The 25701-nt window shown below is 61.4% G+C and carries 18 protein-coding genes and 2 pseudogenes; 12 read left to right on the top strand and 8 right to left on the bottom strand.

Annotation, left to right across the window (positions count from 1 at the left end):
* The first annotated feature begins 59 nt into the window (after nucleotides 1–59).
* The 5 genes from WBK23_RS14665 to WBK23_RS14645 all read left to right on the top strand — a co-directional run bounded on the left by WBK23_RS14665 (nucleotide 60) and on the right by WBK23_RS14645 (nucleotide 7839).
* On the top strand, nucleotides 60–1907 hold the full coding sequence (locus WBK23_RS14665; RefSeq protein WP_424484667.1) for an amidohydrolase: 1848 nt from the start codon (nucleotides 60–62) through the stop codon (nucleotides 1905–1907).
* Nucleotides 1908–2017: 110 nt separating this feature from the next.
* Nucleotides 2018–3496 carry an OprD family porin gene (locus WBK23_RS14660; RefSeq protein ID WP_424484666.1) on the top strand — a complete coding sequence of 493 codons (1479 nt, stop codon included), beginning with the start codon at nucleotides 2018–2020 and terminating at the stop codon, nucleotides 3494–3496.
* 168 nt (nucleotides 3497–3664) lie between these two features.
* Nucleotides 3665–4468: an NTP transferase domain-containing protein gene (locus tag WBK23_RS14655; protein WP_424484665.1), complete on the top strand. Its 804-nt coding sequence runs from the start codon at nucleotides 3665–3667 to the stop codon at nucleotides 4466–4468.
* A 23-nt stretch (nucleotides 4469–4491) separates the two neighbouring features.
* Complete coding sequence (locus WBK23_RS14650; RefSeq protein WP_424484664.1) at nucleotides 4492–5973, top strand: aldehyde dehydrogenase family protein; 1482 nt, start codon at nucleotides 4492–4494, stop codon at nucleotides 5971–5973.
* A 198-nt stretch (nucleotides 5974–6171) separates the two neighbouring features.
* Nucleotides 6172–7839 carry a flavin monoamine oxidase family protein gene (locus WBK23_RS14645; RefSeq protein WP_424484663.1) on the top strand — a complete coding sequence of 556 codons (1668 nt, stop codon included), beginning with the start codon at nucleotides 6172–6174 and terminating at the stop codon, nucleotides 7837–7839.
* A gap of 98 nt (nucleotides 7840–7937) precedes the next feature.
* On the opposite strand, the gene WBK23_RS14640 is transcribed toward WBK23_RS14645, so the two are convergent.
* From WBK23_RS14640 to WBK23_RS14625, 4 genes are all read right to left on the bottom strand, one after another.
* Nucleotides 7938–8903 (bottom strand): DMT family transporter, encoded by a 966-nt coding sequence (locus WBK23_RS14640; RefSeq protein WP_424484662.1) that lies wholly within the window; start codon nucleotides 8901–8903, stop codon nucleotides 7938–7940.
* A 92-nt stretch (nucleotides 8904–8995) separates the two neighbouring features.
* Nucleotides 8996–10174 carry a vWA domain-containing protein gene (locus WBK23_RS14635; protein ID WP_424484661.1) on the bottom strand — a complete coding sequence of 393 codons (1179 nt, stop codon included), beginning with the start codon at nucleotides 10172–10174 and terminating at the stop codon, nucleotides 8996–8998.
* A 34-nt stretch (nucleotides 10175–10208) separates the two neighbouring features.
* Nucleotides 10209–10604 carry a GFA family protein gene (locus WBK23_RS14630; protein WP_424484660.1) on the bottom strand — a complete coding sequence of 132 codons (396 nt, stop codon included), beginning with the start codon at nucleotides 10602–10604 and terminating at the stop codon, nucleotides 10209–10211.
* Between the two features lie 28 nt (nucleotides 10605–10632).
* Nucleotides 10633–11478: an AAA family ATPase gene (locus WBK23_RS14625; protein ID WP_424484659.1), complete on the bottom strand. Its 846-nt coding sequence runs from the start codon at nucleotides 11476–11478 to the stop codon at nucleotides 10633–10635.
* 205 nt (nucleotides 11479–11683) lie between these two features.
* Between WBK23_RS14625 and cysK the strand changes: the two genes are divergently transcribed.
* On the top strand, nucleotides 11684–12658 hold the full coding sequence (gene cysK / locus WBK23_RS14620; protein WP_424484658.1) for a cysteine synthase A: 975 nt from the start codon (nucleotides 11684–11686) through the stop codon (nucleotides 12656–12658).
* A 63-nt stretch (nucleotides 12659–12721) separates the two neighbouring features.
* On the opposite strand, the gene WBK23_RS14615 is transcribed toward cysK, so the two are convergent.
* Nucleotides 12722–13621, bottom strand: coding sequence for a DMT family transporter (locus WBK23_RS14615; RefSeq protein ID WP_424484657.1), 900 nt, complete (start codon nucleotides 13619–13621; stop codon nucleotides 12722–12724).
* A 203-nt stretch (nucleotides 13622–13824) separates the two neighbouring features.
* Here WBK23_RS14615 and aceK point away from each other — a divergent pair, with 203 nt between their 5' ends.
* The 6 genes and pseudogenes from aceK (at nucleotide 13825) to WBK23_RS14585 (ending at nucleotide 20338) form a co-directional block, all read left to right on the top strand.
* The gene (gene aceK / locus WBK23_RS14610) at nucleotides 13825–15555 is read left to right on the top strand and encodes a bifunctional isocitrate dehydrogenase kinase/phosphatase (RefSeq protein WP_424484778.1); all 1731 of its coding nucleotides are present in this window, start codon (nucleotides 13825–13827) and stop codon (nucleotides 15553–15555) included.
* A 5-nt stretch (nucleotides 15556–15560) separates the two neighbouring features.
* Entirely contained in the window at nucleotides 15561–17597 is a 2037-nt protein-coding gene (locus tag WBK23_RS14605; protein WP_424484656.1) for a TonB-dependent receptor family protein, read from the top strand.
* Between the two features lie 113 nt (nucleotides 17598–17710).
* On the top strand, nucleotides 17711–17842 hold the full coding sequence (locus tag WBK23_RS14600; protein ID WP_424484655.1) for a PA1414 family protein: 132 nt from the start codon (nucleotides 17711–17713) through the stop codon (nucleotides 17840–17842).
* A 205-nt stretch (nucleotides 17843–18047) separates the two neighbouring features.
* Nucleotides 18048–18329: pseudogene (locus WBK23_RS14595) on the top strand (PAS domain-containing protein); the annotation flags it as partial.
* Nucleotides 18330–18644: 315 nt separating this feature from the next.
* A pseudogene (locus WBK23_RS14590) lies at nucleotides 18645–19613 on the top strand (methyl-accepting chemotaxis protein); the annotation flags it as partial.
* A gap of 110 nt (nucleotides 19614–19723) precedes the next feature.
* Nucleotides 19724–20338, top strand: a complete 615-nt coding sequence (locus WBK23_RS14585) for a tRNA-uridine aminocarboxypropyltransferase (protein ID WP_424484654.1) — start codon at nucleotides 19724–19726, stop codon at nucleotides 20336–20338.
* Between the two features lie 24 nt (nucleotides 20339–20362).
* On the opposite strand, the gene WBK23_RS14580 is transcribed toward WBK23_RS14585, so the two are convergent.
* From WBK23_RS14580 to WBK23_RS14570, 3 genes are read right to left on the bottom strand one after another with little or no spacing between them, the layout of a single operon-like run.
* Nucleotides 20363–21721, bottom strand: a complete 1359-nt coding sequence (locus tag WBK23_RS14580; RefSeq protein ID WP_424484653.1) for an HlyD family type I secretion periplasmic adaptor subunit — start codon at nucleotides 21719–21721, stop codon at nucleotides 20363–20365.
* An 8-nt stretch (nucleotides 21722–21729) separates the two neighbouring features.
* A complete protein-coding gene (locus WBK23_RS14575; RefSeq protein ID WP_424484777.1) occupies nucleotides 21730–23880 on the bottom strand; it encodes a type I secretion system permease/ATPase in 2151 nt (716 codons plus the stop codon).
* Nucleotides 23881–23913: 33 nt separating this feature from the next.
* The gene (locus WBK23_RS14570; protein WP_424484652.1) at nucleotides 23914–25269 is read right to left on the bottom strand and encodes a TolC family outer membrane protein; all 1356 of its coding nucleotides are present in this window, start codon (nucleotides 25267–25269) and stop codon (nucleotides 23914–23916) included.
* Between the last annotated feature and the right edge of the window lie 432 nt (nucleotides 25270–25701).

Genomic DNA, 25701 nt, shown 5'->3' with positions numbered 1-25701 from the left:
TAAGGCAGGCGCGGTGGTCGCTTCGGATCACGTACTGAACACTCACAGAGGTGCAGAATTTGAAACTCTCCAGATTATCCATAGCGCTTGCCAGCACGACCTTCTCGACCCTGGCCCTGCTCGGTTGCCAGACCGCCAGCACGCCACCGGCCGACCTGGTGCTGCGCAACGGCTTCGTCTACACCGTCGATGGCCAGGACTCGGTGCAGCAGGCGGTGGCCGTGGCCGCCGGAAAGATCGTCTATGTCGGCGACGATAAAGGTGCCGCCGCCTACATCGGCAAGCAGACCCAGCAGGTCGACCTGGGTGGGCGCATGCTGATGCCCGGATTCGTCGATGCTCACATGCATCCGGGCGACGGCGGCCGCGCGCTGTCGCTGTGCGACCTGAAGTACCAGGCCATGACCAAGGCCGACTTCCAGAAAGCCATCCAGGCCTGCCTGGATGCCAGCAAGGACAAGGGCCCCGATGTCTGGCTCGAAGTGGGCAGCTGGGATCGCATGGGCATGAACAACCTCGACGGCGACCCCGACAAGTCGACCCTGGATGCGCTGAAGACCGACCGGCCGATCCAGGTGCGCTCCACCGACTTCCACACCGTACTGGCCAACTCGCGCGGCCTGGAACTGGCCGGGGTGAGCAAGGCTACCCCCGATCCCGAGGGCGGCAAGTTCGCCCGTGACAGCGCCGGCAACCCCACCGGCATCAGCGAGGACGGTGCCGCCGAAATTATCGCCATGGCCGTGCCACCGGTTACCGATGCGGAGAAGCTGGTGCAGATCCGCCGTGCCCTGGACGCCATGCGCCAGCAAGGCATCACCAGCTTCTTCGACGCCCTGTCCGGGCCGGAGAATGCCAAGGCCTTCAGCAGCCTGCAGCAGTCGGGCGAGCTGAGCGCCCGCGCCCTGTTGTCGATCAAGCTGGACCCGGCCGCCGCCGCGGACCCGGTCAAGACCATTGCCGAGGCCAAGGCCCTGGCGCAGACCTACGACCAGGGCGCGCTGCAGGTGAGCCCCGGGGTGAGCATGCGCCACGTCAAGTTGTTTATGGACGGCATCATCAACGCCCCGGCCGATACTGGCGCGCTGCTGACCCCCTATAACCAGAATGCCGGCAGTGACGCCGCGCCCAAGTGGGTGCCGAGTAAAAACCTCGGCGAGCTGTACTACTCCGCCAAGGTGCTCAATCCATTGCTGCTTGAGGCGGTGAAGGCCGGCTTCGACCCGCACCTGCATGCCACCGGCGAGCGCGCGGTGCGCGAGTCGCTGAACGGCTTCGCCTACCTGCGTCAGCAACTGCCGGAGACCGACATCCGCCCGGCCATTGCCCATGCCGAGACGGTGGATCCAGCCGACTACGCCCGCTTCAAGGCACTCGACGTGAGCGCCACCATGTCCTTGCAGTGGGGCCAGCAGGCACCGTTCTCGGTCGACGGTACCGACGACCATATTGGTGCTGAGCGTTTCGCGCGCATGGAACCCTCCGGCAGCATTCAGAACGCAGGCGGGCGCATCGCCTTTGGCAGCGATTGGCCGGTCGATCCACTCGACCAGTTCCTCGCCCTCAAGGTCGGCGTCACCCGTGCCGGCGACCCCACTAACCCACACAGCTATGGCCCCGACTACGCCGCCCGTCTCAACGCCGACCCGGCGCTGTCGCGCAGTGCCGCGCTGCGCGCGATCACCCTCAACGCCGCCGAGCAGCTGCGCCTGGATAAAGCGGTCGGCTCGGTCGAGGTTGGCAAGTTCGCCGACCTGATCGTCCTCGACAAGAACTTCATGCAGGTGCCGGAGGCTGAACTGGCGCGTAACCAGGTGCTGCTGACCCTGGTGGGCGGCAAGGTGGTGTTTGCCAAGGACCAGTTCAGCAGCCTTGAAACCGCGCCGCAGACCACCGCAAGCAAGTGAGTGGTACGCCAATTCACTGATGACGAAACAGCTGCTGGGTCGCAGCCCGACACGCTCGATCCGGCAGCAACTGCCGAACCCATAACAACAAGAGAAAGGGAATCAAGATCATGCAAATGAACAAGTGCAGCCTGCTGGCCCTGGCCATCGCGCTGGCCACGACCCAGCTGGGTTATGCCGCGGAAGTGGCCAACGATGACTCCAAGGACATAGGCCCCGAGCTGTTGGCGCAAGGCATGGAGGGCTCCAGCCAGGCCCAGGCCAAGGGCTTTATCGAAGACAGCCACCTGACCTTGCTGAGCCGCAACATGGCGTACTACAAGAACTTCAGGAACACCGACGCGGACAGCCAGAACTATCGCAATGAGTGGGGCCAGGCGGAAATGCTGACCTTCACCTCGGGTTATACCCAGGGCACCGTCGGTTTTGGCCTCGACGCATTTGCCAATGGCGCGGTGCGTCTCAGTGGCGGTGGCGGCACCGGCGGCAGCAGCATCTTGCCAAGCAATAACAGCCATTGCGCTGAAAATGCCTTGGGCGAGACGATCAGCTGCCAGGGTCAGGACGCCTACGGCATGGTGGGCGGTGCGCTGAAAGTGCGGATTTCGGAAACCGAGATCAAAGCCGGCGACCTCAACCCGCAGAGCCCGGTATTCGGTACCTGGGACGGCTATCTGATGCCGGCCCACACCAATGGGGTGATGTTCAGCAGCAACGAGATCAAGGATCTGGCGCTGCAGGGCGGTCACTTCACCTCGGGTAACAACGAGAACAGCACCAACCGCAGCGGTAACCTGGGCACCATCTATGGCTATACCCGGGTCGATCGCGCCGACTATATCGGTGGCGATTACACCTTCAGCGAGAGCCTGTCGGGCGGTCTGCACGCGTCCGACTATGAAGATGTATGGCACCAGTACTATGCGGACCTTTACCACTTCTGGGCGCTGGGCGAAGACACCTCGCTGCTGACCAGCATCAACTACTACAAGACCGATGACGCAGGCGATTCACGCGCTGGCGAGATCAATAACGATTCGTTCAGCGTGGCCTTGGCACTGACCACCGGGGCGCACACCTTCACCCTGGCCCATCAGCGCATCAAGGGCGACACGCCATTCGACTACCTGGGCATCAGTGGCTTCAGCGGTGCCGATAATGGTGTCAACGGTGCCAACCCGCTGGGTGCCTACAACGGTGGCGGCTCAATCTGGCTGGCCAACTCCTCGCAGTGGTCTGACTTCAACGCCCCGGGCGAGAAATCCTACAAGCTGCAATATGACCTCGATGCCAGCAGCCTGGGGGTGCCGGGGCTGAGCTTTATGATGCGTTACGTCATGGGCAAGGATTCGGATGGCAGCGGTGCCGATCCACTGGGTGCCTATGCCTGGGAGGCCGGAGTGGTCGATGGCAAAGAGTGGGAGCGCGATATCCAGGTGGCCTACGTCGTACAGGAAGGGGCGGCCAAGGGCTTGGCGTTCAAGCTGCGCCAGGCGACCTATCGCGGTAACAGCGCCGCCAATATCAACGCGGGCGCTGACAACGACGAAGTGCGTTTCAGTACCGAATACCCGTTGGAGATTTTTTAATTCTGCACGGCGCTAGCGCCCCGAGAACCCGTGTTTTCGGGTTCTCGGGGCATCCCTGATTTTCTGCCGGCCAGGCTGCTACTGCCTGGCTTGTGCCTGCTTGAAGCACCCTGCAACAGGCGTGTGCCATGCGTACCGCCGTGTTTCCCCTTGAAACAAGAGGCATCTATGAGCAACAGCCTTCCATTTCCCACCCTGGCGGTGATTCTCGCCGCCGGCCAGGGCACGCGGATGCGTTCCAGCCTGCCCAAGGTGATGCACCAGGTAGGCAACCGTCCGCTGCTCGGCCATGTGCTGGCTACGGCCGACGCGGCGGGTATCGAGCAACTGGCGGTGGTGGTCGGCCCGGATACGCCGGCCGTGGCCGAGTACGTCCGCCAGGCAGCGCCGGCTGCCCAGCAGTTCATCCAGCAGCAGCGTCTGGGCACTGCCCATGCGCTGCTGTCCGCGCGCCCGGCGCTGCTCAAGCATGAGCAAGGCTGTGTGCTGGTGCTGTTCGGCGATTCACCGCTGATCGGTGCGCATACCCTTGAGCGTCTGCGCCAGACCCTGATCGATGGTGCCGCGGTGGCCGTCGCCGGTTTCACCAGCGCGCAGCCCGGCCCTTACGGGCGCCTGCTCACCGAGGGCGGGCGCTTGCTGGCGATCCGCGAGGCCAAGGACGCCAGCGCCGAGGAGCTGCAGATCAACCTGTGCAATGGCGGCGTCATGGGTTTTCGCGCCGACCACTGCCTGTGGCTCCTGGAACGCATCGGCAATAGCAATGCCCAAGGCGAGTTCTACCTCACCGATGCGGTCGAACTGGCCAATGCCGCCGGCCTGTCGGTAGTCGCCGTGGAAGTGGCCGAGGAGGAGATCCTCGGGGTCAATGACCGCGAGCAACTGGATGCCGCGGAGCAGATCTTCCAGCGCCGTCTGCGCCAGCAGACGCTGCCCAGCAGCCATAGCGAAGCGCCGGCGCTTAACGCCTAAACCCGTATCTGGAGACTTACCGCATGTACCACTACGAGCACTTGTATATCGATGGCCAATGGCTCGCGCCGGTTCGTCAGGGCTGCTTCAACAGCTTCGACCCCTGCGACGAAAGCCTGTTGGCCAAAGTGGCGGCGGCCAGCGCCGAGGATGTCGAATTGGCCGTCGCTGCGGCGCGCCGGGCCTTCGATCAGGGCGACTGGCCACGCCTGTCCGGTCACGAGCGGGCCAGTGTGCTGCGGCGCATCGCCGAGGGCATCCGCGCGCGCCAGGACGAACTGGCGATACTCGAGGTGCGCGACAACGGCAAACCGCTGGCCGAGGCGCAGGGGGACATCGCCGATGCCGCCGGCTGCTTCGACTATTACGCGGGCCTTGCCGAAGCCGCCGATGCCGCTCCGCGGCAGAGCCTAGAGGTGCCTGACCCGCGCTTTAGCTGCTGGGTTGAGCGCGAGCCGGTGGGCGTGGTGGGGGCCATCATCCCGTGGAACTTCCCCCTGCTGATGGCCGCCTGGAAGGTCGCTCCGGCATTGGCGGCGGGCTGCACCCTGGTGCTCAAACCCTCCGAGCTGACGCCCTTGAGCGCCCTGGAACTGGCGCGCATCGCCCATCAGGCCGGGCTGCCGGCCGGGGTGCTGAATGTGCTCAGCGGTCTGGGCAGCGAGGCCGGTGCAGCGCTGGCCGAGCACTCGGGCATCGACAAGCTGGCCTTTACCGGCAGCGTGCCGACCGGGCGGCGGATCATGCAGGCCGCTTCCCGCGAGATCAAAAACTTCAGCCTGGAGCTGGGCGGTAAATCGCCCCTGATCGTCTTCGCCGACAGCGACCTGGACGCGGCGGTGGAATGGATCATGTTCGGCATCTTCTGGAACCAGGGCCAGGTCTGCTCGGCCACCTCGCGCGTGCTGGTCGAGCGCGCGCTGTATCCGGCGCTGCTCGAACGTCTGGTCGAGCAAACGCGCAAGATCCGCATCGGCCAGGGCCTGGAGGAGGGTGTGCAGCTCGGCCCACTGGTCAGCCGCGGCCAGTTGGACAAGGTGCTGACTGCCATCGCCAGCGGTCAGCAGGAAGGTGCGCGCCTGTTGCACGGCGGCCAGCGCCCCGCGCACCTGGAACAGGGCCATTACCTGACCCCGGCGATCTTCGCCGATGTGCCGGTCGCGAGCGCGCTGTGGCGCGAGGAGATCTTCGGCCCGGTGGTCTGCCTGCGTGCGTTCGACCGCGAGGAAGAGGCGCTGCGCCTGGCCAACGACTCGGTGTACGGCCTGGCCGCCGCGGTGATGTCGCAGGACCTCACCCGCGCCGAACGGGTGGCGCGTGGGCTGCGTGCCGGCATCGTCTGGATCAACTGCTCGCAACCCACCTTCAACGAGGCACCCTGGGGCGGTTACAAGCAGAGCGGCATCGGTCGCGAGCTTGGCCAGTGGGGCTTCGACAGCTACCGCGAGGTGAAGCAGATCACCCGCTACGACAGCGCCAAGCCCTGGGGTTGGTATCAGCAATAAGCGGCTGACCGCGAGTCAGTGCAGCAGTTAGCCGGGCCCGCGCATGGCCCGGCACACGCGTTTCTCTTTAGCTGTTCAAGTATCTGGAGAAAACGGCTAGCGCCCGTCGGTAGTGGTGTTTCGTGGGATTGCCGTCGCCCTAGCCAAAGGCAAGCACATTCACTGCGGTACTTAACCAACCTGAAAGTGGAGCATCCCATGAGTCGTAAATCACGTCGCTCGAACTCCCCGCTAGCCCGCCTGCTAAGTCGCCTGCAATGGGCCCATAACCAGTCCGGGCTGACTGGCATCCCCGCTGACGAGCTGCTGGCCATGCACCGCGAGCAAGAGCAGCAGGCTGCCCTGCAGCGCAGTCGGCGCGACTTTATCAAGACCGTTGGCGGCGGTATCGCCAGTGCCGGCCTGCTCGGTGCCATGGGCCCGGCCCTGGCCGCCATGGATGGCGGTGGCCGTAACCCGGGCCGGGTCATTGTCATCGGTGCCGGTCTGGCCGGCCTGCGCTGTGCCCACCGGCTGCAGCAGTATGGCTATCCCTGCACCGTCTACGAGGCGAGCACGCGCATCGGCGGGCGCGCCTTCACCACCCGCGGTTTCTTCGACGAGGGCATGGCCGTGGAGCGTGGTGGCGAGCTGGTTTCCACCGAGCACCGCGAGTTGCGCCAGCTGGTGCAGCAATTGGGCCTGAGCCTGGAGGATGTCAACAGCGGCTCCTTGCCGGGTGGCGAAGAGCTGTACTACCTGAACAACCAGTTCTACCGCGAGGAACAGCTCGAGGCTGACTGGCGCGAAGTCCACCAGCTGTTCAAACGTACCCAGCAGGCCGCGCCCTGGCAGCCGATGTACAACAGCCATAATGCCGAACATGCGCGCCTCGACCAGATCAGCGCCAGCGACTGGCTGGACCAGGTCGGTATCGGTGCCAACAGTAGCTTCGGCCAGCTGATGCAGAGCAACCTGATCTCCGAGTATGGCCTGCCGCCGGAGCAGCAGAGCTGCCTGAACATGATCTACCTGATGGCCTCAAACCCGGCCGCCGAGCCCTTGCCCATGGCAGGTACCGACGAGCGCTACCACATCGTCGGCGGCAACGATGCAGTGGCCTATGCCATGGTCAACCAGTTGCCGGCGGGTTGTGTGGTCACCAGCAAGGCGCTGACGGCCATTTCCGGCAGCGCCATGGGGCCTTACGTCTGTACCTTCAGCGATGGCTCCAGCGATATCTGCGACCAGTTGGTGCTGGCCTTGCCCTTCAGCAAGCTGCGCGAGGTGGAGCTGTCGCCGCAGGTGCGGGCGACCTTTTCCCCGGCCAAGCAGCTGGCGATCAACGAGCTGCGCCTGGGCAGCAATGGCAAGCTCCATATCCAGTGCGGCTCGCGCCCCTGGGATGCGCTGCATTACGTGGACGGCCATCCGGTGCAGATGGGAGGGGTGAGTTATTCCGGAGCCAATGGCTTCGTCACCGTATGGGACACCCAGGTGGGCAAGCCCACCACCGGCAGTGTGCTGTGCAACTACCTGGGCGGTCACCAGGGGAAGGCTCTGCACAGCAACCAGCCATTCGCCCAAGCGGCCGCCAAGGACATCAACAAGTTGCTGACGCAGATCGAGCCGGTATTCCCAGGCACCACCGCGGCCTATCAGGGCAAGGCGCTGGTCTCCAAATGGTCGGCCAACCCCTGGAGCAAGGGCAGTTACAGCGCCCCGGCCCTGGGTGACTACACCCGCTTCTGGGGCGCGCAGTGGCAGCAGGACGTCGGCAACCGCATCCACTTCTGCGGTGAGCACTGCTCGCAGGAGTTCTGGGGCTTCCTCAATGGCGCGGTGGAGACCGGCGAGCTGGCGGCCAAGGCGTTGGTGCAAGGCTAGTTCGGCACCCTCACAACAAACGCCCCGACTGGTTCGGGGCGTTTGCTTGTGTGCTACGCGGAGCGTCGGTCGCTAACCGGCCGCCTGCTAGTCATTGCTTATGCTTCCTGCTTGGCGTCTGGAGCGCATTGCGCAGGGGCAGGCTGCGGCTGCGCGGGCAGCTTTTTGCGCCGCGAGACGAGCAGCACGCCGGCCAGTACCAGGCCGGCACCCGCCAGTTGCGCAAACGAAACCGGTTCGGACAGCAGCACCCAGGCGAAGAAGATCGTCAGGATCGGACCCAGCGTGCCAATCAGCACGGTACGCGCCGAACCAATAAGACGCAGCGCCGCGGATTGCCAGAACACCGGCAGCACCGTGGAGAAAATCGCCATCGCCGCGCTGTATGCGTAGATCTCTGTGGGCTGATTCAACACGGAAAGCGGTTGAGTGGCCAGGAAGTGAAGCTGCGTGGCGAAGGTAGAGACGATAATCGCCAAGGCGGCAAAGCGGACGGTGCCAATACGGTGAATGGCAACCTCGGCCCCCGAACTGTACAGCGCGTAGCACAGCGCCGAGCCGAAGATAAAGACGGCACCGATCAGCACGCTATGCAGGTCATCCGCCACGTGCAGGTCGTGGGCGAACGCCAGGCCGATACCGGCATAGGTAAGCAGCAGCGCCGCAACCTGGCGCTTCTCCAGGCGCTTACCCATAAACAGCACGCCGATCAGTACGGTTATGGTCGGGTAGATAAACAGAATCAAGCGCTCAAGTGCCGCCGAGATGTACTGCAGGCCAATGAAGTCCAAGATGCTGGCCCCGTAATAACCCAGCAACCCCAGCGCAATCAGCAGGCTCCAGTCTCTGCGCGTCAGCGGTGGCGCAGCGCGGCACAGCCACAGCGTGGCCCACAGCGCGATAGGCAGGGCAAAGCTCATGCGCAGCGTCAGCAGGGTGACCGCGTCGACTGGCGCGGCGGTATAGGCCAGCTTGACGAAAATCGCCTTGAACGAAAAACCGAAGGCGGCGAGCAACGCCAGCGCGATGCCCAGGCGTTCGGCTGACCAGGATTTCCATGGCATGGCAGGTGAAGTCCCAACAAGCGGTTGACGGTCTCGCCAGCTGGCGCGAGGCAAGGCGCAAAGAATAACGGGCCCTGCTGGGCCCGTTGGTCTTATTTGGAAAGAAACTTCATGCCGTCTTCCAGACCTTGCAACGTCAGCGGGTACATCTGCTCCTCCAACAGCTCGCGCATGATGTTGGTCGAGGCGGTGTAGCCCCAGGTGTCCTTGGGGTAGGGGTTGATCCAGATAAGCTTTTTGTACTTCTCCATAAAGCGCTTGATCCAGACGTAACCCGGCTCCTCGTTCCAGTGCTCGACGCTGCCGCCGGCCTGGGTGATCTCGTAGGGGGCCATGGCCGCGTCGCCGACGAACACCACTTTGTAGTCCGCGCCGTACTTGTGCAGCAGGTCCTGGGTGGAGAAGCGCTCGGAGGTGCGGCGCAGGTTGTTCTTCCACACCGACTCGTACACGCAGTTATGGAAGTAGAAGTACTCCATGTGCTTGAACTCGGTCTTGCAGGCGCTGAACAGCTCCTCGCAGACCTTGACGTGGGCGTCCATCGAGCCGCCGATATCGAACAGGATCAGCAGCTTGACCGCGTTGCGCCGTTCCGGGCGCATCTGGATATTCAGCAGGCCGCCGTCCTTGGCGGTGTGGTCGATGGTGCCGTCCAGATCTAGCTCGTCCTGCGCGCCCTGGCGGGCGAACTTACGCAGGCGGCGCAGGGCCACTTTGATATTGCGCGTACCCAGTTCGACCTGATCGTCGAGGTTCTTGTACTCGCGCTGATCCCATACCTTGACCGCTTTGCCTTGGCGCTTGCCGGCGTCACCCACGCGGATACCTTCCGGGTTGAAGCCGCCGGAGCCGAACGGGCTGGTACCACCGGTGCCGATCCACTTGTTGCCGCCTTCGTGGCGTTCCTTCTGCTCTTCGAGGCGCTTCTTGAACTCCTCGATCAGCTTGTCCAGGCCGCCGAGTGATTCGATCTTGGCGCGCTCTTCATCGGTCAACGAGCGTTCGAACTCCTTGCGTAGCCACTCATCGGGGATCAACGCCTCGATGTGCTGATTGAGGTTTTCCAGGCCCTTGAAGTAAGCGCCGAACGCGCGGTCGAACTTGTCGAAATGCCGCTCGTCCTTGACCAGGATGGTGCGCGAGAGGAAGTAGAACTCGTCCATATCGGCGAACACCACGTTGTGTTTCAACGCGTTGATCAGGTCGAGCAGCTCACGCACCGACACCGGCACCTTGGCGGCGCGCATTTCGTTAAACAGGTTGAGCAGCATGGCTGCGCCCTCGTGAATTCAACTGACTATGGCGCTAGGAGCGCCGCTCCAATGGCAGGCCATCGTTGATGGCGTACCAGTCGGCCTTCGATTCCGGAAAAATATGCTTCTGCGCGATTTCACCTACGTGCGTATCAAGCGTGCCCAGCGCGACTGAAAGCCAGTTCGGGTGGGGCTGTTCGCTGTACCACTGCAGGGTCGAACCACAGTGCTGGCAAAAAGTCCGCGTCACGCCCGGCGAGGACTGGTAGACGCCCAGTGATTCCTCGCCTTGGGTGAAGTGGAAATCCCTGCGCCGCACGTTGCCGTAAGTGGCGAATGCCGCGCCATGGGCTTTGCGGCACATCGAACAATGGCAATGAGTCGCCGACTCGATAGGCGCATCGATGCGGTATTTCACTGCAGCGCAAAGGCAACTGCCGCTGTGCATTGATTTCCCTCCCGTTCGGCAGCCCGCTTCAGCGGCTGGCGCGGCGGCTCATAAAGGCCAGGCGCTCAAGCAGCTGCACGTCCTGCTCGTTCTTCACCAGGGCCCCGGCCAGCGGCGGGATGGCCTTGGTTGGGTCGCGTTCGCGTAGCACCGCTTCGCCGATATTGTCGGCCATCAGCAGCTTGAGCCAGTCGACCAGTTCGCTGGTGGACGGCTTCTTCTTCAGGCCCGGGACCTTGCGCACGTCGAAGAACACATCCAGCGCCTCGGCGACCAGGTCCTTCTTGATGTTGGGGTAGTGCACATCGACGATCTTCTGCAGGGTCGCGCGATCCGGGAAGGCGATGTAGTGGAAGAAGCAGCGGCGCAGGAAGGCGTCCGGCAGTTCTTTTTCGTTGTTCGAGGTGATGATGATGATCGGGCGTTTTTTCGCCTTGATCGTCTCGTCGGTCTCGTAAACGTAGAACTCCATCTTGTCGAGTTCCTGCAACAGGTCGTTGGGGAACTCGATATCGGCCTTGTCGATCTCGTCGATCAGCAGGATGACCCGCTCCTCGGACTCGAAGGCCTCCCACAGCTTGCCTTTCTTGATGTAGTTGCGAACGTCGTGAACCTTGTCCGAGTCCAGCTGCGAGTCGCGCAGGCGGCTCACTGCGTCGTACTCGTACAGGCCCTGGTGGGCCTTGGTGGTGGATTTGATGTGCCAGGTGATCAGACGCGCGCCGAAGGACTCGGCCAGTTGTTCGGCCAGCATGGTTTTACCGGTGCCGGGCTCGCCCTTGACCAGCAGGGGGCGTTGCAGGGTGATGGCGGCATTGACCGCGAGTTTGAGGTCGTCGGTGGCGACGTAGGACTGGGTGCCTTCGAACTTCATCGGTAAATCCTCGAACGGTAACGCGCAGGGCCATACCCGCGGGTTCAGTATTTGAAAAAACAGACTATAACGCGCAGCCCCGGTGACTGTGAACGCAGACGGGCCATTCAGTCACTGAATAGCGGGTCACGCCCTGTGCTGGACGGCTGCTGGCGCGCGTTTTAGTCTGGTGGACTCTCGGCAACCCACGCACAAGGACATCGTCATGAGCCGCATCTTCGCTGACAACGCACAAGCCATCGGCAACACTCCGCTGGTTCAGATCAACCGCCTGGGCCCGGCGGGTGTGACCATTCTGGCCAAGATCGAAGGGCGTAACCCAGCGTACTCGGTGAAGTGCCGGATCGGCGCGAATATGGTCTGGGATGCGGAAGAGCGGGGCGTGCTCAAGCCGGGCATGACGATTGTCGAGCCGACTTCCGGTAATACCGGCATCGGTCTGGCCTTCGTCGCTGCGGCGCGCGGTTACAAGCTGCTGCTGACCATGCCGGCGTCGATGAGCCTAGAGCGGCGCAAGGTGCTCAAGGCCCTGGGTGCCGAACTGGTGTTGACCGAGCCGGCCAAGGGCATGAAGGGCGCCATCGAGAAGGCCGCGGAAATTGCCGCTTCCGACAGCAGTACCTACTTTATGCCGCAGCAATTCAATAACCCGGCCAACCCGGCGATCCATGAAAAGACCACCGGCCCGGAAATCTGGAACGACACCGACGGCGCGATCGACGTGCTGGTCGCCGGCGTCGGCACCGGCGGCACCATCACCGGGGTGTCGCGCTATATCAAACAGACCCAGGGCAAGCCGATTCTCTCGGTTGCGGTCGAGCCGATCGTCTCGCCGGTGATCAGCCAGACCATCGCCGGTGATGAGGTCAAACCCAGCCCGCATAAGATCCAGGGCATCGGTGCCGGCTTTGTCCCGGGCAACCTGGACCTGAGCATGGTCGATCGGGTCGAGCTGGTGAGCGACGACGAATCCAAGGCGATTGCCCTGCGTCTGATGCGTGAAGAGGGGATTCTCTGTGGTATCTCCTGCGGTGCGGCCATGGCGGCGGCACTGCGCATTGCCGCCGAGCCGGGCATGCAGGGCAAGACCATCGTGGTGATCCTGCCGGACTCGGGCGAGCGCTACCTGTCGAGCATGCTGTTTAGTGATCTGTTTACCGAGCAGGAACTGCAGCAGTAAGTACCGCCATAAAAAAGCCGCCCATAAGGGCGGCTTTTTTATAGGTGTTGGTTTTCTGTTCGCTCAGGCCGCAGCCTTGGCCGGGCTACTCGGCCGCACCACCAGCCATAGCGCCACGGCGATCAGCACGCCACCGTACAGGTAGGCCCAGGACAATGGTTCGTCCAGCAGCAGCGCGCCCCACAGCACGCCAAACGGCGGAATCAGAAAGGTGGTGGTGCTGGCCTTGATCGGGCCGATATCGCTGAGCAGGCGAAAATACAGCACGTAGGCGAATGCGGTGCAGATAAACCCCAGCCCTGCCAGCGACAGCCAGACGTCGAGCCCGCCCCAGCTGGCCGGCGGTTGCACAACCAATGCTCCGGCGAACAGCGGCAGCAGGAACAGGCTGGCACCACACAGGCTGGCGAAGGCTGTCAGGCGGTTATCCAGACCGCCTTGCTGGCCGATCCAGCGGCGCGTGAGAAAGCCGGCAAAGCCGTAGCAGGCGGTTGCCACCAGGCAGGCGGCTGCGCCCCAGAGCAGGCTCAGATCAAACTCCACCGGGCCGGTACGGGTCAGCACCGCCACGCCAAACAGGCCGATGGCCACACCGGCGGCTTTGCTCCAGGTCATGGCTTCGGCAAAGAACAGCATGCCGATCAGCACGCCCATCATCGGTGTGGTGGCATTCAGAATCGCCGAATAACCCGCTGGCAGCACCAGTGCGGCCATGCAGTACATGGCCGAGGGCAGGCCGGCGTTGATCACCCCGAGAATCAGGCAGTGCTTGAGCTTGCCGGTGAAGTCCCAGCGCACCCGCATCAGCAGCAGGAGGGCCAGCAGGCCGAGCATGCCCAGGCTGGCGCGAAAGAACGCGGTCGGCATGCTACCCAGCACCGGCGCGACGATGCGCATAAACAGAAAACTCGCGCCCCAGATAGCAGCGAGCAGCAGCAGGCGCAACAAATCAGCAAGGCGCACGACACACTCCATATGCAGTTGAACAGGCTGAGCAGTGTTGCCGGGGCGCTGGGTCAAGGCAAATCGAAATGCGCTTTCAAACTGCTTTTTGCCAATATTTCGCAGCAGATAAAGCTTTTTCACCCATTTGCCGGCTTTTACTTGGCGCGGCCACTGGATAAGCTCGGCGGATTATCCGCATGTCTTCTCTAGGGGTTCGCTTTATGCCACAGCAATGGCCCGCCGGCGCTATCGCCCAGCTTATTCTCGATGGCTTCGACGACTATCGTGAGCAGTTCCGCCAGATCACCAATGGGGCGCGGGTGCGCTTCGAACAGGCGCAGTGGCAGGAAATCCAGCAGGCCGCGGCGGCACGTATCGCCCTCTATGAAGAATTCGTCAGCGAAGTCGGGGCGCGTCTGCGCAAGGCCTATAGCGATGAGGTATTGCTGGAGGTGGCGCAGTGGCCCCTGGTCAAGTCGGCCTATATCGCCCTGATCGACCTGCGTTATGACGACGAGCTGGCGGAAACCTGGTTCAACTCGATCTTCTGCGGCCTGTTCAGCCACGACCAGATCAACGATGGCTGCATGTTTATCCACACTACGCGCCCGGCGCTGCGGGTCAACGAGCGTGCGCCGCAGACCCGGGTGTATGAGCCAAAGGGCGATGTCGAGCAGGCGTTACGCCAGGTCTTCGAGGATTTCAGCTTCGAAGTCGGCTATGAAAACCTCGAGCGTGACCTTGCACGCCTGCTCAAACAGTTGCACGCCAACTTGCCGGACTGGGTGTGCAAGGACCCGGATTTGCGCATCGAGCTGTTTGCCTCGCGCCTGTACCGCAACAAGGGCGCATACCTGGTTGGGCGCATCTACACCCGTGACGAGCAATGGCCGCTGGTGATTCCGCTGCTGCACCGCGAGGAGCAGGGCATCCAGATCGATGCGCTGATCACCGACGAGGCGGAGGTGTCGATCATCTTCTCCTTCACCCGTTCCTATTTCATGGTGCGGGTTGGCTACCCGGCGGAGTTCGTCGGCTTCCTCAGGCGCATTCTGCCGGGCAAGCACATTGCCGAGCTGTACACCTCGATCGGTTTCTACAAGCACGGCAAGTCGGAGTTCTACCGCGCGCTGATCAATCACCTGGCCACCACCGATGACAAGTTCATCATGGCCCCGGGCGTGCGCGGCATGGTGATGAGCGTGTTCACCCTGCCGGGCTTCAACACCGTGTTCAAGATCATCAAGGACCGCTTTTCGCCGTCGAAGAACGTCGACCGCGCCACGGTGATCGAAAAGTACCGCCTGGTGAAAACCGTCGACCGGGTAGGGCGCATGGCTGATACCCAGGAGTTCGCCGATTTCCGCTTCCCGGTCAGCAAATTCGAGCCCGAGTGCCTGGCCGAGTTGCTGGAGGTTGCGCCGTCCACCGTCGAGGTCAATGGCGACACGGTGTTGGTGCGTCACTGCTGGACTGAGCGGCGCATGACCCCGCTCAACCTGTATGTCGAAAGCGCCAGCGACGCCCAGGTGCGTGAGGCCTTGGAGGATTATGGCCTGGCGATCAAGCAACTGGCGGCGGCGAATATCTTCCCCGGCGACATGCTGCTGAAGAACTTCGGCGTGACCCGCCACGGCCGTGTGGTGTTCTACGACTATGACGAGATCTGCTACCTGACCGAGGCGAATTTCCGCCGCATTCCACCGCCGCGCTACCCGGAGGATGAAATGTCCTCGGAGCCCTGGTACTCGGTGGCCCCGCTGGATGTGTTCCCCGAAGAATTCCCGCCGTTCCTGTTTGCCGATATCAAGCAGCGCAAGCTGTTCAGCGAGCTGCATGGCGACCTGTATGACGCCGATTACTGGAAAAGCCTGCAGGAGGCGATTCGCGCCGGCAAGGTGATCGACGTGTTCCCCTATCGGCGCAAGGATCAGGCCGACAAGGAATATTGAGCGGCGTGCGCCTGCCGCTGCTTCGCAGGCTTGCGGGTTGCGGCCTGATAGCCATCAGTGTGCTGTCGCCGGCTGTTGAGGCGGCATCAGCGGTTGAGCTGGCACCGCTGTTGATCACCTCTCCACGCAGCAGCGAGCGTTGGCTGAACACGCCAGCGGCGGTCAGCGTGGTGCAGGCCAGCGCCGTTCCGGGCGAGCAGAGTCTGGCGCTGGACTCGCTGCTGGTACGGGTGCCGGGGGTGTTCAGCCAGAACCGCTACAACCTGGCCCAGGGCTTGCGCCCAGCCATTCGCGGGTTCGGCGCACGTGGCACTTTTGGCGTGCGCGGGCTGCGGGTGCTGGTCGATGGCGCACCCTTGACCATGCCTGATGGGCAAACCGAACTGGATGGCCTGGATCTGGGGCTGGTCGAGCGCATCGAGGTGCTGCGCGGCCCGGCAGCGGTGCTGTATGGCAATGCGGCGGGCGGGGTGTTGGCGATTACCACCCGCGAGCCACCGAGCGAGCCCTATTCACTGTTTGATCTGAGTGCCGGCGGCCTTGGCTACCAGCGTGCACGTAGCGAAATTGGTGGCAGCCAGGGCAACCTCGGCGGTTTGCTGGCCTTCAATCACAGCAGCCTGGAGGGTTACCGCGAGCATGGCCGTGGTGAAACCAACAACCTCACCGGCAAGCTGCGTTGGTACGGCGCAGCGGGTCGTCTGGGCTTGAACTTCAACGCCATCGATAATCGCGCCGAAGACCCTGGCGGCCTTACCGCTGCCGAGGTCGACGCCGATCGTCGTCAGTCCGCGCGAAATAACCTGCGTTTCAATGCCGATGAACAAATTACCCAGCAACGCCTGGCACTGGTCTGGGATGGCTATGCCGGTGGGGCCGACGAGTACCAGCTGCGCAGTTATCTGGGGCAGCGCGAGTTCGCCAATCGATTGGGTTTTACCACGGCCGGCCAGACCACCTTTACTCGGGAGTTTGCCGGGCTGGGCGGGCAATACAGCCATCACCGCGAGCTGTTTGGACTGGCGCATCGAGTCACCGGCGGCTTCGATCTGGAGGCGCAGCAGGATGATCGCCGGCGTTACGACAACCTGCTCGGTGCGCGTGGCCCGTTGCGTTTGCAACAGGACGAAACGGCGCTGAGCCAAGGATTGTTTGTCGAAGATCAGATCAGCCTGACGGATAACTGGCAGGCCACGCTTGGTGGCCGCTACGACCAGGTGCGTCTGGCGGTGGATGACTTCTATATGGCGGATGGTCGTGATGACTCAGGTTCGCGTAATTTGGCCGACTGGAATTACAGCGCGGGCCTGAGTTACCGCCTGACACCTCGGCAATCGGCTTATGCGCGATTGGCCAGCTCATTCGAAACACCGACGGTCAACGAGTTGGCCAACCCGCAGGGCGGCGGGTTCAACTCGGCGTTGCAACCGGCGCAGGCGTTCAGCCGCGAGCTGGGCCTCAAAGGTGAATGGCCCGCGCTGCGTTATGAGCTGGCGTTGTACCAGATCGACCTCGACGACGAGCTGCTGGCGTTCAGCCTGCCAGCTCAGCCTGGTCGTAACTTCTATCGCAATGCCGGCGAGTCACGCCGTCAGGGCCTGGAGCTGAGTCTGGATTGGCAGTTTGCCGAGTCCTGGCGCTGGTCGGCGGCCTACGCCTATAACCGCTACCATTTTCGCCAGTACCGTACGGCGCAGGCTGATTACTCCGGCCAGCGTGTGCCCGGTATCCCGTCGCAGACCTTCTCCAGCGAGCTGGCATATGAGCGAGCGGGCGGTTATGTGCGCGTTGGCGTCAATGCACTGAGTGGTTTCTACGTCAACGATGGCAACAGCGTGAGCGTGCCGGGCTATGCCGTGGTCAATCTGCGCTTGGGCAAGCGTTTGCTGTTCGCCCAGCAAAGCCTGGAGCCTTATCTGGGCATCGATAACCTGCTCGATCGCGAGTATTTCGACAATGTCCGCAGCAACGATGGCAATGCCCGTTACTTTGAGCCTGGGCCAGGGCGCACGTTGTATGCGGGGCTGAGTCTGCTGTTCTGATGTCCGTACGTCGTTGCGCAGAGCTATAGCACGCGGCGTTTTTCGCCAGGCTGAACTAGGCTCAAAGAAGGTGCCCAGGCACCTTCTCGAAGTCCTTGGCAGGAGGTGATTGCATGAACGCCAAGTTGCAAAATGCCTTACATGATCTGCTGGTTGCTCTTGGCCTACGCGAACGGCCAAAGCTGCAACCCATCCCCGTGCGCCACGATAAGCCGGGCAACCCGAGCAAAAATCGTCGCCGCTGATGCACTCAAACCAGGGCTGGCCGCGATGCTGATACATCGCTGAGTGGCCCTGTTTGTAGCCAATATTTTTTCATGCCTGTCTGCGCAGGTTGCCTGCTGTTCGGCTATAGGCACAGAAACTGTGCGGATTTGCGCGCGCGTTGGCACGGCTGTGCTAGACCTACAGCAGCAGTAACAAAAACTCAGCTCAGACAGGGACGCCGCGATGCGCCAGAATCTCCCCATTACTCAACGGGAAAGAACTTTCCCTGAGCATGAACGCCTGATCTCTACCACCGATCTCAATAGCCTTATCACCTACTGCAACGATGCCTTTGTCGAGATCAGTGGCTTCACCCGTGAAGAGCTGATTGGCCAACCGCATAACCTGGTTCGCCACCCCGATATGCCGCCAGGGGTTTTTGGCCATATGTGGGAAACCATCAAACAGGGCAAGCCCTGGATGGGTATCGTCAAGAATCGCTCGAAAAACGGCGATTTCTACTGGGTCAGCGCCTATGTCACGCCTATCTATGAAAATGGCCGGGTAGCCGGCTATGAATCGGTGCGTTCGTTGCCGAACGAAGCGCAAAAGCGTCGGGCGGAAAAGCTCTACACCCGGTTGCGTGAAGGCAAACCGCCGGTGCCGAAGCTGGAGTACTGGACGCTCGATATCATCCAGTCGTGGCCATTGATTCTGGCCGGCATGGCCATTCTCGGTGCGCATTTCCTGCTCAGCGGCCCCTGGATGTGGGGCTTTATCATCGCGACGATGTTTGGCCTGGGTTCGTATCAGCTTTACGCCAAGCGCAACCTGATTCGGCAGACCCTCGCAGAGCACCCCAAGGCCTTTACCAGTGCCCTGGTTGCGCTGACCTATACCGACAGCCGTGGCGCGCAGGCGCTGCTCGATATGGCGATGATCAGTGAGGACGCGCGGTTGCAGACGGCCCTGACCCGCATCGAAGATGCCGGGGCGAGTGTCAAGAAGCACGCTAGCCGTTCTGCTGATCTGTCGCGATCAGGTGCGAAAATGCTCGATCAGCAACGCAGTGAAACCGATCAATCCGCTACGGCGATCAACCAGATGGCCGCAACCATTCAGGAAGTCACGCACAACGTGCAGAGCACCTCGCATGCCGCTGAAGAGGCTGATCGTCTGGCCAGGCAAGGCTTGCAGTTGGCCAGCGGCAGCCTGGATTCCATGCAGCATATGGCCAAGGCCGTGGTGGATATTGGCCAGGCGGTTAATGACCTGGCCAACTCGACCCAATCCATCGGCAGCGTGGCGGATGTGATCACCTCGATTGCCGAACAGACCAACCTGCTCGCGCTCAATGCGGCGATCGAGGCGGCGCGTGCTGGTGAGCAGGGCCGCGGTTTTGCGGTGGTGGCCGATGAGGTGCGCTCACTGGCCTCGCGCACGCGTGAGTCAACCGAGCAGATCCACCAGATCATCTCATCGTTACGTGCTGGCGCTGAGCGGGCGGTGATCACCGCAGGCAAGGGGGAGGCGATTTCCAAGCAGAGCGTCGAAAGCGTTGAATCGGTGCGCACTGCGCTGGATGGCATCAGCGAGGCGGTCAGCCGGATTACCGGGATGAGCCAGCAGATGGCTTCCGCCTCCGAGCAGCAAAGCCATGTGGCGGAAGATATCAGCCGGCAGATAACCCAGATTGCACAGCTTTCCGACCGCAGTGCCGAGCAAGCCCATCAGGGTGCTGCCATTGGCCAGGAGCTGGAGGACATGGCGGATTATCTGCATAGCCTGGCGGAGCGCTTTAACCGCTAGATTCCCGACGCGTTGTAACCAGGCTCGGTCGCCGGCGACTCGAGCCTGTTCGCTTCAGGCACGCCTTGCTGCTGGCTATGGCAAACTGCGCGGCTGAGGAGATACCGTCGATGCCCCGCGCCCAATGTCCACGTTGTACTCGTCCGTTCGAGCGCTGTTTGTGTGCGCTTATTCCGCAGCTGTCCAGTCGGAGTCGCATCCTGATTCTGCAGCACCCCAGCGAGGTCAAACATGCCTTGAACACCGCACGTCTGGCGGCGCTCGGGTTGTGCAATGCCGAGTTGCTGGTGGGGGAGGTGTTCGAGGAGTTACCCGCGCTTTTGCAGCAGCCCGGGTATCAGACCTGTCTATTGTTCCCTGGCGATGCAGCATTGCCTGCTGCGCAATTTGCCCAAGCGCAAACGGGTTTGCCGCTGCTTCTGGTGGTTCCGGATGGCACCTGGCGTAAGGCGCGTAAGCTGCTGCACCTCAATCCGGTTCTGGCTGCACTTCCTCGGGTGGTACTGCCAGATGGCTTGCAGTCACGTTATCGGCTGCGCAAAGCACCAATGCCAGGGGCGTTATCGACCATCGAGGCGATTGTCAGCGTGCTGAATATTGTCGAGGCCCCGGCATGCTTTGATGCGTTGCTCAGGCCGTTTGAGGCGTTGATCGAAGGGCAGATTGAGGCAATGGGCGAGCAGACCTATCAACGCAATCATGGTGACTCGGGGCGGCAGGTGTAAGGCCGGAGTAGCCATTGTGCCGTTCTAGCGCTCCCGCATGGCTTCCGAGCGCGCCTTGAGTACGGGTTTGAGCAGGTAATCCAGCACGCTTTTCTCACCGGTGATGATGTCCACTGTGGCGACCATGCCGGGAATGATCAGCAGTGGGTGCTCCTCATTGCCCAGGTGGCTTTTGTCGGTACGCACCTGGATCAGATAGAAGCTATTGCCTTCCTCGTCGGTGATGGTGTCGGCGCTGATCAGCTCCAGCTTGGCCTTGAGGCCGCCGTAGATGGTGTAGTCGTAGGCGGTGAACTTGACCATGGCTTTCTGCCCTGGGTGCAGAAAGGCGACATCCTGTGGGCGCACCTTGGCTTCGATCAGCAGGCTGTCGTCCAGAGGCACGATTTCCAGCATGTCGCTGCCCGGCTGTACGACGCCGCCGATGGTGTTGACCTTGAGCTGTTTGATCACCCCGCGCACGGGAGAGGCCACAGTGGTGCGGCTGACCCGATCGTCGATGGCGACGCTGGTGGCGGTAAGTTTCTGCAGTTCGGTACGTATTTCATTGAGCTCTTTGAAGGCATCAGAGCGAAAGATCAATTCCGATTCTTCTATCTTGCTTTTGATTTCATCCATCGCCGATTCGGCGCGTGGTATGGCCAGGTTGGTAGCATCCAGCGAACCGCGGATTTCCACCAGGCTGCGACGCAGGCGGAGGATTTCAACCTGGGAAATGGCTCCGGTTGCTACCAGGGGCTGCGACATATTCAGCTCCTGCTGCAGCAGCCCCATGCTGGAGCGGTACTGTTGGGACTTGGCGCGGAACTCGGCAAGCTCCTGGGTCTTCTGTCGCAGTTGTTCACCGAGGGTACGTTGTTCGCTTTGCAGGCGATTCTGCCTGGACTGATACAGCGCCAATTCATCCTCTGCCAGTTGCGGGGCGAGACGCAGGATGTCCGCTGGCATATTGATTGGCCGGCCTTCTGCTTCAGCGGTCAAGCGCTCGACCCGGGCGATCAGGGCCAGGCGGTCGGCTTCGGCTTCGCCGCGGTTAGAAAGAAAGCGAGTGTCATCCAGGCGCAGCAACACCGCGCCTTTTTCCACTATCTGGCCTTCACGCACGAAGATTTCGCTGACGATGCCGCCTTCCAGGTTCTGGATTACCTGAATCTTGCTTGAAGGAATGGCTTTACCCTCACCGGTGGTGACTTCTTCAAGTACCGCAAAGTTGGCCCAGATCAGCGCCACCAGCAGGCAACTGCTGACAACCCAGACGGTTATCCGGGTGAACCAAGGCGAATCCTCAAGGATGGCCCCGTCAACTTCGGGCATGAACTCGGTGTCTTGCTTGCGCTGGCGCATGCTGGCGAAGTAGTCGCGAATCGAGTGGCTCATTTGCATGACATTTCCTAGACCGCCGCAGGGCCGACTCGACCTTTGCGAAGGGCTTCGATGACCGCCTCTTTAGGGCCGTCTGCAACAATATGGCCGTTATCCAGTACCACCAGGCGGTCAACCAGGCTGAGCATGGAGGCGCGATGGGTGATCAGGAGCATGGTCTTGCCTTGTGCCCAGGTCTGCAGGCGGTTGCGCAGGATTTCCTCGCTGGTGTTGTCCATGGCGCTGGTCGGTTCATCCAACAGCAGGATCGGCGGGTCCAGCAGCAGGGCGCGGGCCAGAAGCACCGCTTGACGTTGGCCGCCAGAAAGCAATTGGCCACGTTCGCCAACCGGGCGATCAAAGCCTTGCGGGTGTTGCCTGGCAAGGTCGACGACACCAGTCAGTTCGGCTACCTCAAGCATCCGTGCGTCGCTGACATAGCGTGCACCCAGGGTCAGGTTGTCGCGCAGGCTGCCGGACAGCAGAGGCAGGTCATGGGCCACATATCCAATCTGGTGACGCAGGTCGGCGACATCGAGCTGACGCAGATCCAGATTGTCGAGCAGTATTTGCCCCTTGTCAGGGGTGTAGAAGGCCATGACCAGGCGTGCCAGGGTACTTTTACCCGAACCGCTGCGGCCAATGATGCCGATGCGCTCGCCAGCGGCCAGGCGCAGGCTGACATTAGTCAGGGCTGGGGTGCTTTGCCCGGGATAGCTGAAGGTGACTTCACGAGCATCCAGGGCACCGTGCAGCTGGGTGCGATCCAGTGGCCGTTGCTTCGCTTGGCGTTCCTGCGGCAGGGCCATCAGGGCATCAGTGCTGGTCATGGTCAGGCGCGCTTGTTGATAGCGGGTGATAAGCCCAGCAATTTGCCCCAGTGGCGCAAGGATTCGGCTGCCGAGCATGTAACACGCGACCAGTGCCCCCACGCTGAGTTTGCCGGCAATAATGATGTAGACCCCGGCCACGATGGTGGCCATGCCAGCGAATTGCTGGAGGAACAAGGTGCCGTTGGTGGCAATGGCCGCCAGCGAGCGGGCGTGGACATCCAGGCGGGTCAAGGCACCGTGGGTTTTTTCCCATTGATGCTGGCGTTCACTTTCTGCGCTGCAGGCTTTCAGGGTTTCCAGCCCGCCGAGGGTTTCGATCAGCAAGGCTTGGCGTTGGGAGGCCAGCTGCAGGCTTTTTTCCACGGTGTCGCGTAGACGCGCCTGGATAATAAAGGCGAAGAGGGCGGTAAGCGGAAAGGCCAGCAGAGGGATGACCACCAGCCAGCCGCCGATCAACCAGATCACGACAATCATGAAAAACGAGAAGGGCAGGTCGATCAGGCTGGTTAGGGTTACTGCCGTGAGAAACTCGCGCAGTCCCTGGAAGTCATGAATGCTTTGCGCAAAGCCACCGATGGTCGCTGGCCGCGCTTTCATCGACATGCCAGTAATGCGTTCGAATAAGGTGGCCGAGAGCACTACGTCGGTTTTCTTCCCGGCGGTATCCAGCAAGTGGGCACGCAGTACTTTCAGCAAAAGCTCGAAGCCCATGCCGATAAACAGACCAACTGCCAATACCCACAAGGTAGACGTCGCCTGGTTGGGTACTACGCGGTCATAGGTCTGCATGACAAAGAGCGGCACCATCAAGCCCAGCAGATTGATCAGCAGGCTGGCGAGAATGGCGTCGGTATAGAGCCAACGTGACAGTTTAAGCGTGTCGCGAAACCAAGCCTCAATGCGCGGTACCAGGGGCGAGCGTGCTTCTTCCAGTTCATGCCGAGGGCGGGCAAAGAAGGCTTGCCCGCTGTACTCGCCGGCCAGTTGCTCACGGCTTACCCATTGCTCACCGCCATCGGCTTCGCACGGCAGTATCTGCGCCTGGTTTTTGGGCCCCCATTGACGCAAGACCGCGCTGCGGCCGTTTTTCAACAGCAGCAGCACCGGTAGGTTGAGAGTTGAGATGCTGGCTAAATCGCGCTGCAGCAAGCGGCCTTGCAAACCCGCCCGCGCCGCAGCGCGGGGGAGCAAGTCGGCGGTCAGGCACTGTTCTGGTAAGGGCAGGCCTGCGCTTAAGCTGCCACGGCTGGCCGAGCAGCCGTGGAGTTTGCAGAGAATCAACAAGCCATCAAGCAGCGGGTCGTCGTGATTGAGACGCGGATCGCTGGATGACCCTGGCCGTTCCATGGTGGTCAAGGTCTACTACTCCTTATGCCGGTTCTATTTCATTTCCGGCAGACGGGCCTCGCTCTTCACCTCGGTGAGGGCTACAGCTTCTGCCGGTACGACCACTTGCTGCTGACGCAGCAAATCACCCATAGCTGTTGTCACTCGGTACATGGAGAACTCTTCGAGGAAACGGACCTCGCTGTAGCGGCGGTTAGCCGTGAAGAGTTCGTTCTCACTGTCCAACAGGTCGAGCAGGGTGCGTTGGCCCAGGCTGAACTGCTGTTGATAGGCCTCGCGAACTCGCGCGGTGTAGTCGGCGTAGTCACGGGCTTTGGGGGTTTGCAGGCGCGCGTTTTCCATGGCGTTCCAGGCCAACGAGAGGTTTTCGTTGAGAACGCGCAGGGCGTTGTTGCGAATGTCCATCGATTCATTGATCTGATGGGCAGTTGATTGCAGACGGGCTTTGTCACGCATGCCGTTGAACAGGTTGTAGTTCATCACGACGGCAGCGCGCCAGCCATTGTTGTGGCCTTCATCGCCCTGGGTGTTGTCATCGGCGTTGGTCGCCAACTCTAGGTCAACACGCGGATAGAACGAGGATTTAGCCACCTCGTATTGTTTCTCGGCAGCTTGCACGTCCGACTGGGCCGATTTCAGGTAGGGGTTGTTGTCGAGTACGGTTTGCCGGGCATCTGCAAGGTTCTCTGGCAACGTGCCTTTCAATGAGGCCGGTGACTCCAGTTCATCAGGCATCCGCCCGATGGCACTAAAAAAGTTGGCTTCGGCATCGGCCAGGTTTACTTGCTCGGTATAAAGGTTGTTTTCGGCAAGGGCCAAGCGGGCTTCAGACTGATCCAGGTCGGCGGTGCTGCCAACGCCTTGTTGGCTACGCAAGCTGATCTGGTCATGAATGCGTTGGTGAGCTTGCAGGTTGTTCTTCGCCAGTTCGACCATTTCGCGGCGTTTCAACACATCCAAGTACACCTCGACGCTGCGCAACGCCAGGCTCTCAGAGGTGCCGAGCAGGCGGTAAGCCCGTGAGTTCACTACAGCCTTGGTGCGCGCTACTTCGTTGGGGGTATTGAATCCGTCGAAGACCATCTGGCGCAGGCGCAGCTCAGAGGTGCCGTATGTGAGTGTTTCGGTGTTGTGGTCGCCTAGCGCTCGTGTACTTGGGCTGTCGGTGTTTTCCCGGCCATACCCCATCAGCAGATCGACTGTTGGCAGGTAGCCACCTTTAGCAATCTTTACGTCTTCATCCGATGAAAGACGGCTGTTGGCCCCAGCATGAACTTCTGGATGGTTATCCAATGTGCTTTGGATCGCCTCCGACAACGTAATGCCTTGTGCCTGGGTACAGACCGCTGCCAGCACAATACTGCTCCATAAAGGGTTGAGTGCGCGCATCTGGTAACTCTCCTTATAAGATTATCTAAATCCAGTCGCCAAAAAAATGGCTCGTCTGCCTGCTAAAACTGCCTCAGCGTGTAACATCACAGCTAAGAACACTTTTCAGCGTAGCTAAGAAAAAATTGTTACAAGGCCTATAAGAAAAAAATCTTATGCAGAGTGCGAAAACCAGCACATTGTTTTCAATCAGAAGCCGTGCATTTCGTGCTCTTAAGTGGCGTGCGCGGCTAAAACAGATGGTCAAATGCAATAGGGGCGGGATCTTTCTGGTGCGGTAGGGCGACGTAGGTCAGGGTGACAGTTTTTTGTCGTTATTGTTTTTGAGTGTGACGTCGTTTCAATTCAGCCAGCTGTTCTGTTCTCTCCCTCAAGTGTGTCTTGGCCTTTTTTGACATACGTGTCGACGGTGGTCGGCAGTTGTAGTGAGGA

The sequence above is a fragment of the Pseudomonas sp. genome (assembly GCF_049653025.1).
Classification (GTDB): domain Bacteria; phylum Pseudomonadota; class Gammaproteobacteria; order Pseudomonadales; family Pseudomonadaceae; genus Aquipseudomonas.
This window is presented reverse-complemented; position numbering and strand designations above follow the sequence as displayed.